This window comes from Streptococcus sp. CCH8-H5 (genome assembly GCF_001556505.1).
Taxonomy (GTDB): domain Bacteria; phylum Bacillota; class Bacilli; order Lactobacillales; family Streptococcaceae; genus Streptococcus.
On the sequence record NZ_LSIZ01000151.1, the window covers coordinates 1 to 14,816 of the forward strand.

The 14,816-nt window shown below is 38.2% G+C and carries 16 protein-coding genes; 13 read left to right on the forward strand and 3 right to left on the reverse strand.

Features of this window, described 5'->3' with window-relative positions:
- The first annotated feature begins 138 nt into the window (after positions 1–138).
- Complete coding sequence (locus tag AX663_RS09510) at positions 139–1,071, forward strand: manganese-dependent inorganic pyrophosphatase (protein ID WP_060973336.1); 933 nt, start codon at positions 139–141, stop codon at positions 1,069–1,071.
- 54 nt (positions 1,072–1,125) lie between these two features.
- Positions 1,126–1,785, forward strand: a complete 660-nt coding sequence (locus AX663_RS09515; protein ID WP_060973337.1) for a DUF1803 domain-containing protein — start codon at positions 1,126–1,128, stop codon at positions 1,783–1,785.
- A 29-nt stretch (positions 1,786–1,814) separates the two neighbouring features.
- On the opposite strand, the gene ntdP is transcribed toward AX663_RS09515, so the two are convergent.
- Positions 1,815–2,348 carry a nucleoside tri-diphosphate phosphatase gene (gene ntdP, locus AX663_RS09520; protein WP_002886644.1) on the reverse strand — a complete coding sequence of 178 codons (534 nt, stop codon included), beginning with the start codon at positions 2,346–2,348 and terminating at the stop codon, positions 1,815–1,817.
- A 70-nt stretch (positions 2,349–2,418) separates the two neighbouring features.
- The gene (gene recX, locus AX663_RS09525) at positions 2,419–3,195 is read right to left on the reverse strand and encodes a recombination regulator RecX (RefSeq protein ID WP_060973338.1); all 777 of its coding nucleotides are present in this window, start codon (positions 3,193–3,195) and stop codon (positions 2,419–2,421) included.
- Between the two features lie 34 nt (positions 3,196–3,229).
- On the opposite strand from recX, the gene rlmD reads away from it, so the two are divergent.
- Both rlmD and asnA read left to right on the forward strand, forming a co-directional pair.
- Positions 3,230–4,585, forward strand: a complete 1,356-nt coding sequence (gene rlmD, locus AX663_RS09530) for a 23S rRNA (uracil(1939)-C(5))-methyltransferase RlmD (RefSeq protein WP_060973339.1) — start codon at positions 3,230–3,232, stop codon at positions 4,583–4,585.
- 109 nt (positions 4,586–4,694) lie between these two features.
- Positions 4,695–5,687: an aspartate--ammonia ligase gene (asnA, locus tag AX663_RS09535; protein WP_014633569.1), complete on the forward strand. Its 993-nt coding sequence runs from the start codon at positions 4,695–4,697 to the stop codon at positions 5,685–5,687.
- 151 nt (positions 5,688–5,838) lie between these two features.
- On the opposite strand, the gene AX663_RS09540 is transcribed toward asnA, so the two are convergent.
- A complete protein-coding gene (locus AX663_RS09540; RefSeq protein ID WP_002890033.1) occupies positions 5,839–7,197 on the reverse strand; it encodes an aspartate kinase in 1,359 nt (452 codons plus the stop codon).
- A gap of 129 nt (positions 7,198–7,326) precedes the next feature.
- Here AX663_RS09540 and AX663_RS09545 point away from each other — a divergent pair, with 129 nt between their 5' ends.
- The 9 genes from AX663_RS09545 (at position 7,327) to fabF (ending at position 14,815) form a co-directional block, all read left to right on the forward strand.
- A complete protein-coding gene (locus tag AX663_RS09545) occupies positions 7,327–7,965 on the forward strand; it encodes an HAD family hydrolase (RefSeq protein ID WP_002886650.1) in 639 nt (212 codons plus the stop codon).
- Positions 7,966–8,180: 215 nt separating this feature from the next.
- On the forward strand, positions 8,181–8,972 hold the full coding sequence (locus AX663_RS09550) for an enoyl-CoA hydratase (protein WP_037601410.1): 792 nt from the start codon (positions 8,181–8,183) through the stop codon (positions 8,970–8,972).
- A gap of 104 nt (positions 8,973–9,076) precedes the next feature.
- Positions 9,077–9,511 carry a fatty acid biosynthesis transcriptional regulator FabT gene (gene fabT, locus AX663_RS09555; RefSeq protein ID WP_002885562.1) on the forward strand — a complete coding sequence of 145 codons (435 nt, stop codon included), beginning with the start codon at positions 9,077–9,079 and terminating at the stop codon, positions 9,509–9,511.
- Positions 9,511–10,473 carry a beta-ketoacyl-ACP synthase III gene (locus AX663_RS09560; protein WP_037601832.1) on the forward strand — a complete coding sequence of 321 codons (963 nt, stop codon included), beginning with the start codon at positions 9,511–9,513 and terminating at the stop codon, positions 10,471–10,473. Before fabT ends, AX663_RS09560 begins: the two co-directional genes overlap by 1 nt.
- 63 nt (positions 10,474–10,536) lie before the next feature.
- Entirely contained in the window at positions 10,537–10,761 is a 225-nt protein-coding gene (locus AX663_RS09565) for an acyl carrier protein (RefSeq protein ID WP_002885495.1), read from the forward strand.
- A gap of 105 nt (positions 10,762–10,866) precedes the next feature.
- A complete protein-coding gene (gene fabK, locus AX663_RS09570; protein ID WP_060973340.1) occupies positions 10,867–11,832 on the forward strand; it encodes an enoyl-[acyl-carrier-protein] reductase FabK in 966 nt (321 codons plus the stop codon).
- A 22-nt stretch (positions 11,833–11,854) separates the two neighbouring features.
- Positions 11,855–12,775 carry an ACP S-malonyltransferase gene (fabD, locus tag AX663_RS09575; RefSeq protein ID WP_002886655.1) on the forward strand — a complete coding sequence of 307 codons (921 nt, stop codon included), beginning with the start codon at positions 11,855–11,857 and terminating at the stop codon, positions 12,773–12,775.
- 12 nt (positions 12,776–12,787) lie between these two features.
- Positions 12,788–13,522, forward strand: coding sequence for a 3-oxoacyl-[acyl-carrier-protein] reductase (fabG, locus tag AX663_RS09580; protein ID WP_002886656.1), 735 nt, complete (start codon positions 12,788–12,790; stop codon positions 13,520–13,522).
- A 60-nt stretch (positions 13,523–13,582) separates the two neighbouring features.
- Positions 13,583–14,815, forward strand: a complete 1,233-nt coding sequence (fabF, locus tag AX663_RS09585; RefSeq protein ID WP_002885574.1) for a beta-ketoacyl-ACP synthase II — start codon at positions 13,583–13,585, stop codon at positions 14,813–14,815.
- Position 14,816 lies beyond the last annotated feature (1 nt).

The following is a 14,816-nucleotide window of genomic DNA, read 5'->3' on the forward strand; positions in this document are numbered from 1 at the left end:
GACACCGCCTTTTCACGGCGGTAACACGGGTTCGAATCCCGTACGGACTATATTTCGAGTAACTTAGGTTACTCTTTTTATTTTGTTTCTTTTTTTTATATGTTATAATAGCTTATAATACTATTTTGAGGTGAATTTATGTCTAAAGTTTTTGTTTTTGGTCATCAAAACCCTGATTCTGATGCAATCGGGTCTTCTTATGGATATGCTTATTTGAAACGTCAACTTGGTGTTGATGCTGAAGCTGTTGCTTTGGGTACTCCTAACGAGGAAACTGCTTTTGTTCTTGATTATTTTGGTGTTGAAGCACCACGAGTGGTTGAGTCTGCTCAATCGGAGGGAGTTAATCAAGTTATTCTTACAGACCATAATGAGTTTCAACAATCTATTTCAGATATTAAGGATGTTGAGGTTATTGAGGTGGTAGACCATCACCGTGTGGCTAACTTTGAAACCGCTAATCCATTAATGATGCGATTGGAACCTGTTGGATCAGCTTCTTCAATTGTTTATCGTATGTTCAAAGAAAACAATGTTGAAGTTCCTAAGGAAGTGGCTGGTTTGCTTTTGTCAGGTTTGATTTCGGATACTCTTCTCCTTAAATCTCCAACTACACATGCTTCAGATCCTGCAGTAGCAGCTGAACTTGCAGAAATTGCTGGAGTTAATTTGGAAGAATATGGACTTGCTATGCTTAAAGCTGGTACTAATCTTTCTTCTAAATCTGCTGAAGAACTTATTGATATTGATGCCAAAACTTTCGAATTGAATGGCAATCAAGTTCGTGTTGCACAAGTTAATACAGTTGATATTGCCGATGTTCTTTCTCGTCAAGAGGAAATCGAGGAAGCTATTAATAACTCAATTAAAAGCAATGGATACTCTGACTTTGTCTTAATGATTACTGATATTCTTAATTCAAATTCAGAGATTCTTGCACTTGGTTCAAACACTGATAAAGTTGAAAATGCTTTTGATTTTGTTTTAGAAAATAATCATGCTTTCCTTGAAGGAGCTGTTTCTCGTAAGAAACAAGTAGTACCACAGTTGACTGAAAGCTTTAATGCATAAAATTAGGCCGTCAGGCCTTTTTTTAGTTGTCTGATTAATGGTATAATACTTCTTATGATAATACAATTTAACCCAAACAAACTATGTAAGCAAGCTTTTTTTATGGAAATAGTGAATTATCTATATCTTAATCAGCCTGTGACCCTGAGAGCAATAAAAAGGGAGTTTCCTTTTCAAAAGAATATAGATAAATTAATTGAGGAGTTTGTAAAAGCAGGCTATATTGAACGATTTGAGAAACGTTACCGTTTATTAATTAGTCTTGTGTCGGATTCTTCTAAAATTGACTTAGACCAGCATTTTTTTATTAATGATAATTCTTCTTGTTATTTAGAACTATTAAATCGTAGTTTTGTTACTAAGATATCTAATTCTACTAATGATGTTGTTATTATCGAACAAACGGGTATCACGAGAGACGAACTTACGATTTCAAATTATTTCTATAAATTAAGAAAAAATCTACCATTATCGGAAGAGCAGAATAGATTATATGACTTATTAGGGGATGTTAATCCTGAATATTTTTTGAAACATGTTACGACTTTTCTTTTAAAATACGTTAGGAAGGAATATGCACTTCAAAAAAGGAGGAATATTTTTGTTGATGCTTTAGAATTATTAGGGTATCTTGTTCAAGTAGAAGAAGGGCGTTATCTTTTGAATATGGATTTAGACTCCGAAGCATTAGTTTTTAGTGCAAAAAAAGACTAGTATCATTACTAGTCTTTTTTATGACAACTTTAACGATTCCTTAGTTCAAGATAACGTTTGTACCAGATGTTAACATAAGATTGTGAAAATGGCCCCTTACCATTGTTAATCCAATCTACCAAGATTTTAACATGTTCCTTTAAGATATAGTCAATATCAGGAGAGTAATGCATTTCTTTTTTATGTGTTTCATACTCATCTACATCTAGCAATTTTTTTTCACCATCAGCGAAGACTTTGACATCTAGGTCATAGTCTATATATTTTAGTGCTTCTTGGTCCAAAATATATGGACTAGCTAAATTGCAGTAGTAGGAAATGCCGTTATCCCTAATCATGGCTATAATATTAAACCAGTATTTTTTGTGGAAATAAACAATAGCAGGTTCACGCGTCACCCATCGTCTTCCGTCTGCTTCAGTAACGAGGGTGTGATCGTTAACGCCAATAACAGCATTCTCAGTTGTCTTTAGTACCATAGTATCGCGCCAAGTACGGTGCAAACTACCATCATGCTTATAACTTTGAATTGTGATAAAGTCGCCTTCTTTTGGTAATTTCATGGCGTCCTCTTTCTACAATAAGGGTTATCCCCTTTATTGTATCATAATTTTTTGAAAAGAGGGGGAATACCTATAAATATTCTCTTAGAGCGGATGCTATCGCATCAAAGTCATAACCTTTTCGGGCTAAAGATTGTGTCAAGCGTTGCTTAAGCTCATAACCGTCGTATTTTTTACTAAATTTTTGATATTGCTTATCAATTTCGTTATAAAGGAGAGCTTGCTCATTTTCTTCATCTGCTTCAAGTTCTAGATGATCGATTGCTAGTTTACTTTCTTGGAATGAAAAACCTTTATTGATAAGGCTTTGAGTTAATTTATCTTTTAGAGCTTTAGATGGTAGTTTTCCCTGATATTTTCGTAACAGTTTTGCAGCTACTCTAATGGCTATTTCTGAGAAATCAAATTGACTTAAAACATCGTCAATGATCGATTTGTTACAACCTTTTTGAAGCCATTTTTGCTTCAGCACATAGGCTCCTTTATCGCCTGAATTCAGATTTTGTTGAGCTAGACTTTCTAGGAGTTTGTAATCATCAATCCAGTGATCTTTTTTTAGATTATCAATAATTTTTGGAATTATATGAGGGTTTATTTCATGTTTAAAAAGGTAATCTTTTACCTCTTTCTCAGTACGTTGTTTAAAGGAAATAAAATAGAGAGCTAAATTTTTACCATGCGAGAACTGGGCAAAGGATTTAATATTCTCTAGTTGATCTTTGTCCAGTATCATTTCTTTTGTCAACATGTATTTAACGATGGTATCTTCTGTAACGTAGAGACTCTCTTTTTTGTCTATCTCAAGGAGATAAAGTCTCTTTTTCTTCTCGATTTTTGTGATTTTCATAGTTATTATTATATCAAAATGTTAGAATGGTAGTATGAATTTACAAGTGAAACAGCGTATCCCGCTTAAGATAAAACGCATGGGAATCAATGGCGAAGGCATTGGTTTTTATAAGAAAACTCTAGTTTTTGTGCCAGGGGCTTTGAAGGGTGAAGAGGTGTTCTGTCAGGTTGTTTCTGTCAAGAGAAACTTTGTTCAGGCGAAATTATTAAAGATTAATAAACCTTCTAAGTTTCGTGTCGAACCTGCATGTAGTATTTATGAAGACTGTGGCGGTTGCCAGTTAATGCATCTTCGTTATGATAAGCAATTAGAGTTTAAAACTGACTTATTAGGACAAGCCTTGAAGAAGTTTAAACCGGCTAATTTTCAGTCATATGACATTCGTCCAACAATTGGTATGGAGCAACCACAACATTACCGAGCTAAACTACAATTTCAAACCCGTTCTTTTGATGGCTCAGTTAAAGCTGGCTTATTTGCGGAAGGGAGTCATCGCCTCATTAATATTGATGATTGTCTAGTTCAGGATGATCTAACTCAAGCCATTATGAATAAGGTGACAAATTTGTTAGATAAATACAAGTTCCCAATTTATAATGAGCGTAAAATTGCTGGAATTCGTACTGTTATGATACGACGTGCTTTGGGTTCAAATCAGGTCCAGTTGATTTTTGTAACCTCTAAATCAGTTTCTTTCACTAAATTGGTTAAGGAATTGACGGAAAGTTTTCCAGAGATTGTAACTATTGCTGTCAATTATAATTATTCGAAATCCAGTGAGATTTATGGTCAAGAGACGGAAATTCTTTGGGGGCAAGACACTATTCAAGAAGAGGTACTGGACTATAGCTTTGCTCTCTCTCCTCGTGCATTTTACCAGTTGAATCCTCAACAAACAGAGGTACTCTATGGTCAGGCCGTTGAAGCTTTGGATGTAGGTAAAGCTGAACACCTTATTGATGCTTATTGTGGCGTTGGTACTATTGGACTTGCTTTTGCAAATAAGGTAAAGAGTATTCGAGGTATGGATATTATTCCAGAGGCTATTGAGGATGCTAGAAAGAATGCTAAATCACTTGGACTGGGAAATGCTCACTATGAGGTGGGGAAAGCAGAAGATATCATTCCACGTTGGTACAAGGAAGGTTATCGAGCAGATGCTCTTATTGTGGATCCACCTAGAACTGGTTTAGATGATAAGCTACTTAGAACGATACTGGCCTACACTCCTGAAAAAATGGTTTATGTTTCATGTAATGTATCTACTTTGGCTAGAGACCTAGTTTCTTTGGCTAAAGTTTATGATGTTAATTATATTCAGTCAGTAGACATGTTTCCTCATACAGCTCGAACAGAAGCAGTTGTGAAGCTGACTAAGAAAATGTGATAAAACCTAACATAAAAAACAAGAAATTTTCCAAATTGTTGGAAAATTTCTTTATTTTTCTGAAAAATAGGAGTATAATAGGCTTATCGATTTTTTAAAGGAGGAGCGTATGAAAAAGAGCTTCATTCATCAACAAGAGGAAATTTCTTTTGTGAAGAATACTTTTACACAGTATTTGATTGATAAACTTGACGTCGTTGAAGTGCAAGGGCCTATTTTGAGTAAGGTCGGGGATGGTATGCAGGATAATTTGAGCGGTATTGAAAATCCTGTAACTGTTAATGTGCTTCAGATTCCTGACGCAACATACGAAGTTGTTCACTCATTAGCAAAATGGAAACGCCATACTTTGGCTCGTTTTGGTTTCAATGAAGGTGAAGGGCTCGTGGTTAATATGAAGGCTCTTCGTCCAGATGAAGATTCATTGGATGCAACGCACTCTGTTTACGTTGACCAATGGGACTGGGAAAAAGTTATTCCTGACGGACATCGTAATATTGCTTACTTGAAAGAAACTGTTGAAACCATTTATAAGGTCATTCGTTTGACTGAGCTAGCAGTTGAAGCACGTTACGATATTGAAGCAATTTTACCAAAGAAAATTACCTTCATCCATTCAGAAGAGCTTGTTGAGAAGTACCCTGATTTGACACCAAAAGAGCGTGAAGATGCTATTACCAAGGAATATGGCGCTGTATTCTTGATTGGTATCGGTGGTGTTCTTCCTGATGGAAAACCACATGATGGCCGTGCACCTGACTATGATGACTGGACAACTGAGTCTGAGAATGGTTACCATGGTTTGAATGGGGATATCTTGGTTTGGAATGAACAATTAGGACATGCCTTTGAATTGTCATCAATGGGTATTCGTGTTGATGAAGATGCCCTTAAACGTCAGGTTGAAATTACTGGCGACCAAGATCGTTTGAAATTGGATTGGCACCAAGCCTTGTTACATGGCCTTTTCCCACTAACAATTGGTGGAGGTATTGGTCAGTCACGTATGGCTATGTTCTTGCTTCGTAAGAAACATATTGGTGAGGTTCAAACTTCAGTTTGGCCAGATGCCGTTCGTGAAAGTTACGAAAATATCTTGTAAAAAAAGCACTAACGAAAGTTAGTGTTTTTTGGTTAGCAATTGCTGTGTATAATTGCTCAACGAATTTTCTATTGGAGTAGATATCATGAGACCTAGCTTAGTATTTCTCATAAAGAAAAAACCTATCCCTAGAAGGAGATAGGTTTTTAGATTAATCGCCACTACGGAAAAAAGCATCGTAAAGAGCTCTGACAGCTGCTTTTTCTTGCTCGGTTTCAATTACAAACATAACAGAAACCTCACTAGAACCTTGAGAAATCATTTCTAGGTTAATATGTTTTTCAGAGAGCGCTTTAGCCGCTGTCGCTGTAACACCGATGTGGTCTTTCATATTTTCACCAACAATCATGAGGATTGAAAGGCCGTGTTCAATTTCAACTTCATCAACACCGAGTTCACGAGTCAAGTATGAAAGAATTTCTTGTTCTTTGATTGGGGTAAGTTCACGTTCTCGAATAATGATTGAGAGATCATCGATTCCAGAAGGCATGTGTTCCCAACGGATGTTTAAATCTTCCAAAATTTGGAGGACCTTACGTCCAAAACCAACTTCACGGTTCATGAGGTATTTGGTCATATTGATGCTGACGAATTTATCATCACTCGCAATACCAACGACAGGAACAGTTGCACCCTTGTGTTCAAGAATAATGCGTGTGCCTGGATGGTCTGGATTATTAGTATTTTTAATAACCAATGGAATTTTACCACGATAGGCAGGGAGTAGAGCCTCATCATGCAGAACTGAGAAGCCAGCATATGCCAATTCACGCATTTCCTTGTAAGTCAACTCTGGAATTGAATGTGGTTCATGAACGACACCAGGATGGGCTGCGAAAATACCATCTACGTCTGTGAAGTTTTCATATAAGTCTGCCTTAACTCCAGCTGCAACGATAGAACCAGTGATATCAGAGCCTCCACGTGAGAAAGTACAAATTTGATTATCAGGGGTAACACCGAAGAAACCAGGGATTACAAGAACCTCATCTGATTCACGAAGCTCTTCCAACTTGTCATAAGCTCCTGGAAGGATACGAGCATTTCCAGGTTCGCTTGAGACGAAAATACCAGCTTGGCGAGGGTGAACGTAACGTGCTTCAATACCGTTATTACGGAAATATTCTGCGATTAATTTTGCGTTATTATCTTCCCCTGCAGCTAGGAAAGTATCATAAAGGAAATCATTGTCTTCAATAGGAAGAGTGGCAAGATCGTTGATAGATTTAGCAATCTTCGCCATTTCTGTTGATTTGAAGCCTAGCTCATCGACCATAGCTTGGTAGCGGTTAATAATCCATTCTTGGTCAGCTTTGACATCAGCACCTTTTGTGTAGTGTTTATAGTATTTAATCAAGGCGTCTGTGACTTTGGTATCTTCATCGTTACGCTTACCAGGGGCTGATACTACGACAAAGCGACGTTCAGGGTCAGATTTTACAATGTTTAAGACTTTTTCTAATTGTGTGGCTGAAGCAAGTGAGCTCCCACCGAATTTGATGACTTTCATAGTTACTCCAAAAATTTTAAATTACTCTACAATTATAGCAAAATTCTGACAATTTGTCACATTGTTTTTAAAAGCAAGTAAGATTTAGTCTGATTATGGTACAATAAGGAAAGAAAAGGAGGATATCCCGTGGTAGAGGCAATTATTTTTGATATGGATGGTGTCCTTTTTGACACTGAAAAATATTATTATGATCGACGTGCAAATTTCTTAGCTCAAAAGGGAATTTCAATAGACCATTTACCCCCGTCTTTCTTTATAGGTGGAAATACCAAGCAAGTTTGGGAAAATATTCTCAGAGATGACTATGATAACTGGGATGTGCCAACTTTACAAGAAGAGTACAATGCCTATAAACAAGACAACCCCTTACCCTATAAAGAATTAATCTTTCCTGATGTTTTCAAGGTCTTGAATGAAGTGAATTCTCGAGGGTTGAAAATAGGTTTAGCTTCTAGCTCAGTAAAGGCAGATATCCTTAGAGCTTTGGAGGAAAATCATTTGAACGGTTTCTTTGATGTGGTTCTCTCAGGAGAAGAATTTAAAGAGAGTAAACCCAATCCAGAGATTTATCTGACAGCATTACAGCATTTGAACGTGGAAGCAAATCAGGCGCTGATTATCGAAGATAGCGAAAAGGGGATTGCTGCTGGAGTCGCTGCAGGTGTTGAGGTTTGGGCCATTAAAGATAATCGTTTTGGTATGGATCAAGGTGCAGCCAAAGGCTTGTTGGATAACCTTATGGATGTTTTAGATTTATTAAAATAGAAGAGACACCGAGTTAGTTGTAGAACTCGGTGTTTTGATGTATCAAATTAAAAAACTCTAAGTTTTTGTTGACCTTTAGATGGACTATGGTATACTAGAAATTAACGATGAATGATTTGATAATCAAATTATCTATTCATCAAATAAAATTGTGATAAAAATATAAAGAACATACGGTTTTCATATAGGAACTAGTTATCGGAGGAATGCAAAAAATGGCTTACGAAACAATTCTTTATAGTGTTGAAGATGGAGTAGCAACTTTAACGCTTAATCGTCCAGAAGTGCAAAATGGATTTAATATTCCAGTTTGTGATGAGATTATGGCTGCAATTGAGCAAGCTAAACAAGATGCGTCAGTAAAATTCTTGGTAATCAATGCTAATGGAAAAGTCTTTTCTGTTGGCGGTGACCTTGATCAAATGCAAAAAGCGGTTGCTGTAGATGATGTACAGTCTTTGGTTCGTATTGCTGAGCAGGTAAATGAAATTTCTTTTGCTCTTAAAAAATTGCCTAAGCCAGTCATCATGGTAGTTGATGGACCATGTGCAGGTGCTGCAGCTAACTTAGCTGTTGCAGCAGACTTTACGATTGCATCTGATAAAGCTAAATTCATCCAAGCTTTTGTAGGTGTTGGTTTGGCACCTGACGCTGGAGGTCTCTACCTTTTGACACGTTCAATCGGTATTAACCGTGCGACTCAAATTACCATGACAGGAGAGCCAGTATCAGCTGAAAAAGCCTTGGACTGGGGAATTGCCTACAAAGTTGTTGAGTCAGAAAAACTTGAAAAAACTGTGAGTCAATTGATTAAAAAATTGAACCGCTCTTCAGTGAATTCCTTTAAAGCTATTAAAGAAATGGTTTGGGAATCTGAATTTGCAGGATGGGAAAATTACGCTAAGTTGGAACTTGACTTGCAAAAATCTCTTGCTTTCACAGAAGACTTCAAAGAAGGGGTACGTGCTTATAGTGAGCGTCGTCGACCTAAATTCCAAGGGAAATAGCCACATTTTCTAAAAGAAAAACTAAAGTTTTTTAATCGGGCTTGCGAAATTAGTTTGAGTCTGATATAATTTGAAAGTCAAAGTTTTATTGAAAGGAGTCTGGTGTGAATTACGACAAAATTGATGGCTATCTTGTTGATATTTTTAATAACGTAGTTATTATCGAAGAAGCAAGTTTAAAGAATTCAAAGTTTAACGATGTTTCCCTCAAGGAAATGCATACCATTGATGTGATCGGTACACATCCAGATACGACACCAAGTGCAGTAGCTAAAGAACTCATGCTAACTCTTGGTACTGTAACAACATCTCTCAATAAACTTGAAAAGAAAGGTTATATTGTCCGTACGCGTTCATCAGTTGACCGTCGTGTGGTCCATCTTTCGCTTTCTAAAAAGGGTCGTTTGGTATATCGTCTTCACCGTCGTTTTCATAAATCAATGGTGATGAGGATTACAGAAGGCTTTAACGACGAGGAATTGAAGGTTATGAGCAAGGGATTGGAAAATCTCCACGCATTTCTTGAGGAGTTGAAATAATGGCATTTGCAAAAATTAGTCAGGTTGCCCATTATGCACCTGCTCAGGTCGTGACTAATGATGACCTATCAAAAATCATGGATACTAGCGATGAGTGGATTCGCTCACGTACAGGTATTCAGGAACGTCGCATCTCATTGAATGAGAATACGAGTGATTTAGCTACCAATGTTGCTCATCAGCTATTAGAAAAATCAGGATTAGCTCCTGAGGAGCTAGACTTTGTTTTAGTTGCAACGATTTCTCCTGATAGCTCTATGCCGTCAGTGGCAGCGCGTGTTCAAGGAACAATTGGAGCAGTCAATGCCTTTGCTTTTGATATTACTGCGGCATGTAGTGGGTTTGTCTTTGCCCTGGCAACCGCAGAAAAATTGATTAAGTCAGGTGTCTACAAAAGAGGTCTAGTTATTGGTGCTGAAGTCCTTTCTAAAACGTTAGACTGGTCTGACCGTACAACAGCTGTCCTCTTTGGAGATGGTGCTGGCGGAGTCCTTTTGGAAGAAACTGAAGAAGAACATTTCTTGGGAGAATCTTTAAATACCGATGGTAGCAAGGGTGGTCTTGAGTCAGGAGCCTCTGCAGTTATCTCGCCTTATTCAGATGAGTCTGATCAGCCTAATCCCTATATGCAAATGGATGGGAAAGCAATCTTTGATTTTGCCGTTAAGACGGTTTCAAAGAGTATTAAGGCCTTGGTTGAAGAAAAAGGTGAGCCTGATTACTTCCTTCTTCATCAAGCTAATATTCGTATTTTGGATATTATGGCTAAGAAAATCGATGTCAGTCGTGATAAATTCTTGGCAAACATGATGTCTTATGGTAATACCAGTGCGGCAAGTATCCCAATTCTGCTTTCTGAAAACGTGGCGAATGGGACCTTAAAATTAGACAGCGGTCAAACAATTCTCTTATCAGGTTTTGGTGGGGGTTTGACATGGGGCAGTCTTATTGTTAAAATCTAGTTATATAAATTATGCACCAGCATAGATTATAAGAAATATATTTATCTTAAAGGAGAAATTAAAATGGCAGTATTTGAAAAAGTACAAGAAATCATCGTTGAAGAACTTGGGAAAGATGCAGAAGAAGTAAAAGTAGAAACTACTTTTGACGAACTTGACGCTGACTCACTTGACGTGTTCCAAGTTATCTCAGAAATCGAAGATGAGTTCGATATCCAAATCGAAACTGAAGAAGGTCTTAACACTGTTGGTGACCTTGTTGCTTACGTAGAAGAAAAAACTAAATAAGCAGGGCATAGAGAATATTCTTATTTGGGATATTCTCCTTTGTTTATACAATTACTTTGATTATTAAACTATTTATTTGATTAGAAAATCGAAAAAAGGTGCAAAATGAAATCTCGTATTACAGAACTGTTAGGAATTAAATATCCAATCTTCCAAGGTGGTATGGCCTGGGTTGCTGATGGCGACTTGGCAGGAGCCGTTTCAAATGCTGGTGGACTCGGAATTATTGGTGGCGGTAATGCCCCTAAAGAAGTGGTAAAAGCTAATATTGATAGAGTAAAACAAATCACTGACAAACCTTTCGGTGTTAATATCATGCTTTTGTCACCATTTGCAGATGACATCGTTGACCTCGTTATCGAAGAGAGCGTTAAGGTTGTTACAACAGGAGCCGGAAATCCAGGTAAATATATGGAGCGTTTCCACGATGCTGGAATTACAGTAATCCCAGTTATTCCATCGGTAGCACTTGCTAAACGTATGGAAAAACTTGGAGCAGATGCTGTTGTCGCAGAAGGTATGGAAGCTGGTGGTCACATCGGTAAATTGACAACTATGGCACTTGTTCGCCAAGTTGCTGATGCGGTATCTATCCCAGTTATTGGAGCTGGTGGTGTTGCTGATGGACGTGGTATGGCTGCTGTTCTTATGCTTGGAGCAGAAGCTGTTCAGGTTGGTACGCGTTTCGCTGTTGCTAAAGAATCTAATGCACACCAAAACTTCAAAGATAAGATTTTGAAGGCTAAAGATATTGATACTGTTATTTCAGCCTCAGTTGTTGGACACCCAGTTCGTGCGATTAAGAATAAATTGGCTACTGAATATAACCAAGCTGAAAAAGATTTCTTGGCTGGTAAGAAGACTCAAGAGGAAATTGAAGAGCTTGGTGCAGGTGCCCTTCGTAACGCGGTTGTTGATGGAGATGTGGAATATGGTTCAGTTATGGCTGGACAAATTGCAGGTCTTGTTCGTAAAGAAGAAACATGTGCAGAAATCTTGGAAGACCTATACACAGGTGCTGCCAAGGTGATTAAAGAAGAAGCTGCTCGTTGGGCAGATGTAAACGTCTAAAAACGTCGAAAGGATTAGGATAGTGACAAAACGTGCGTTCTTATTTGCTGGTCAAGGGGCTCAGAAATTGGGCATGGCGAGCGATTTGTATGCGACTTATCCCGTTGTCAAAGAGACATTTGATACGGCAAGTCGTATTCTAGGTTATGATTTGCGTGAATTGATTGATTCTAACGAAGAAAAACTTAATCAGACACGCTATACTCAACCAGCTATTTTGACAACGTCAGTAGCCATTTATCGCCTTTTGGCAGAAAATGGTATCACTCCTGATATTGTTGCCGGTCTCTCTTTGGGTGAATATTCTGCCCTAGTTGCGGCTGGAGCACTCTCATTTGAGGATGCGGTAGCCCTGGTTGCTAAACGTGGAGAATTCATGGAAACAGCTGCTCCTGCTGGAAGTGGGAAAATGGTTGCTGTCATGAATACAGATCCAAGTTTGATTGAAGAAATCTGTCAAAAAGCATCTGAAAAGGGTGTAGTAACGCCTGCTAACTATAATACTCCAGCACAAATTGTTATTGGTGGTGAAGTTGAGGCTGTTGATTATGCTGTGGAATTGCTTAAAGAAGCTGGTGCTAAACGTCTGATTCCTCTTAATGTTTCAGGGCCGTTCCATACAGCTTTACTTGAATCAGCTAGTCAAAAATTGGCAGCAGAACTTGAGAAAGTGTCATTCAAGGACTTTACGCTTCCTTTAGTAGGTAATACTGAGGCTCAAATCATGAAGTCAGAAGACGTCAAAGCACTTTTGGCTCGTCAGGTGATGGAACCTGTACGTTTTTATGATTCGATTGCCACTATCCAAGAATTTGGTGTAGATGAAGTAATTGAGATTGGTCCAGGAAAAGTCTTGTCAGGCTTCTTGAAGAAAATTGATAAAACCTTACCAACTCATAATGTTGAAGATCAAGCTAGTCTTGATGCCCTTCTTAATGCTTAAAACGAGGTAAACATGGAACTTAAGAATAAAAATGTTTTTGTAACAGGTTCAACACGTGGAATTGGATTAGCTGTGGCACACAAATTTGCTAGTCTTGGTGCCAATGTTGTTTTAAATGGACGTTCTGAAATCTCTGAGGACTTGCTTGCACAGTTTGCAGATTATGGTGTAACTGTTGTAGGTATCTCAGGTGATATTTCTAACGGTGAAGATGCTAAACGTATGGTAGCTGAAGCTATTGAAAAGCTTGGTAGTGTTGATGTTCTAGTTAATAATGCTGGGATCACTAACGATAAGTTGATGTTGAAGATGAGTGAAGAAGATTTTGAACGTGTCTTGAAAATCAACTTGACTGGTGCTTTCAATATGACACAGGCTGTCTTAAAACCAATGTCTAAGGCTCGTCAAGGTGCCATCATCAATATGTCATCTGTTGTAGGTCTCATGGGGAATATTGGTCAAGCTAACTATGCGGCTTCAAAAGCTGGTTTGATTGGTTTTACAAAATCAGTGGCGCGTGAAGTTGCGGCTCGTGGTGTCCGTGTCAATGCTATTGCTCCTGGTTTCATTGAATCAGATATGACTGACGCTATTCCAGAGAAAATGAAAGATGCTATGATTGCTCAAGTGCCAATGAAACGTATTGGTCAAGCAGAAGAAGTGGCTGAAGTTGCAGCATTCTTGGCTAGTCAAGAATATCTCACAGGTCAAACCATCGCTATTGATGGTGGTATGACCATGCAATAATTGAATGTCAATATAAAAAATCATTTACTAGAATATCCATCCGACAAAAGGAGAATATATATGTCTACAAATCGTGTTGTTGTTACAGGTTACGGCGTAACCTCACCAATCGGTAATACACCAGAAGAATTTTGGAACAGTCTTCATGACGGTAAAATTGGTATCAAACCAATTACGAAGTTCGATGCTTCTGAAATTCCAGTCTTTAACGCTGGTGAAATCCAAGATTTCCCGTTCGATAAGTACTTTGTGAAAAAAGATACTAACCGTATGGACACTTACTCACTTTATGCGATTTATGCTGCTATGGAAGCTCTTGAAAATTCAGGACTTAACATGGAAGAAGAAGATCGTGATCGTGTTGGTGTCATCGTGTCATCTGGTATCGGTGGTCTTCAAGAACTTGAAGATCAAATCATTCGTATGCACGAACGTGGGATGAAACGTATCAAACCAATGTTTATCCCTAAAGCACTTTCAAACATGGGTGCTGGTAACATTGCTCTTAAAATTGGTGCTCAAGGGGTATGTAAATCAGTGACGACTGCTTGTGCCTCTGCCAATGATGCAATCGGTGAAGCCTTCCGTGAAATTAAATTCGGTTTGCATGATGTTGTCTTGGCTGGTGGTGCTGAAGCTTCAATCACTAAGATTGGTATTGGTGGTTTCAATGCTCTTACAGCACTTTCAACAACAGAGGATCCAGAACGTTCATCAATTCCATTTGATAAAGACCGTAATGGTTTTGTTATGGGTGAAGGTGCAGGGGTTCTCGTTATCGAAAGCTTGGAACATGCCCAAAAACGTGGTGCTAACATCTTGGCTGAGATTGTTGGTTACGGATCAAACTGTGATGCCTACCACATGACAACACCAACTCCAGACGGTTCAGGTGCTGCTAAAGCAATTAAATTGGCTATCAATGAAGCTGGTATCAAACCTGAAGATGTTGATTATGTCAATGCTCACGGGACATCAACACCTGCTAATGAAAAGGGTGAAAGTGGTGCCATTGTTTCTGTACTTGGTAAAGATGTTCCAGTTTCATCTACTAAATCATTTACAGGTCACTTGCTAGGTGCTGCTGGTGCAGTTGAGGCTATTGCAACAATCGAAGCGATTCGTCATAGCTATGTACCGAAAACTGCTGGTACAAAAGAATTGTCTGACTACATCGAAGCTAATGTTGTTTATGGTGAAGGTCAAGAAGCTGATATTGAGTACGCAATTTCAAATACCTTCGGTTTTGGTGGACACAATGCTGTTCTTGCCTTTAAACGTTGGGAGGCTTAAT

Coding starts and splice junctions, on each gene's coding strand:
- AX663_RS09510 (WP_060973336.1), top strand. CDS start 139: ATGTCTAAAGTTTTTGTTTTTGGTCATCAAAACCCTGATTCTGATGCA.
- AX663_RS09515 (WP_060973337.1), top strand. CDS start 1,126: ATGATAATACAATTTAACCCAAACAAACTATGTAAGCAAGCTTTTTTT.
- ntdP (WP_002886644.1), bottom strand. CDS start 2,348: ATGAAATTACCAAAAGAAGGCGACTTTATCACAATTCAAAGTTATAAG.
- recX (WP_060973338.1), bottom strand. CDS start 3,195: ATGAAAATCACAAAAATCGAGAAGAAAAAGAGACTTTATCTCCTTGAG.
- rlmD (WP_060973339.1), top strand. CDS start 3,230: ATGAATTTACAAGTGAAACAGCGTATCCCGCTTAAGATAAAACGCATG.
- asnA (WP_014633569.1), top strand. CDS start 4,695: ATGAAAAAGAGCTTCATTCATCAACAAGAGGAAATTTCTTTTGTGAAG.
- AX663_RS09540 (WP_002890033.1), bottom strand. CDS start 7,197: ATGAAAGTCATCAAATTCGGTGGGAGCTCACTTGCTTCAGCCACACAA.
- AX663_RS09550 (WP_037601410.1), top strand. CDS start 8,181: ATGGCTTACGAAACAATTCTTTATAGTGTTGAAGATGGAGTAGCAACT.
- AX663_RS09560 (WP_037601832.1), top strand. CDS start 9,511: ATGGCATTTGCAAAAATTAGTCAGGTTGCCCATTATGCACCTGCTCAG.
- AX663_RS09565 (WP_002885495.1), top strand. CDS start 10,537: ATGGCAGTATTTGAAAAAGTACAAGAAATCATCGTTGAAGAACTTGGG.
- fabK (WP_060973340.1), top strand. CDS start 10,867: ATGAAATCTCGTATTACAGAACTGTTAGGAATTAAATATCCAATCTTC.
- fabG (WP_002886656.1), top strand. CDS start 12,788: ATGGAACTTAAGAATAAAAATGTTTTTGTAACAGGTTCAACACGTGGA.
- fabF (WP_002885574.1), top strand. CDS start 13,583: ATGTCTACAAATCGTGTTGTTGTTACAGGTTACGGCGTAACCTCACCA.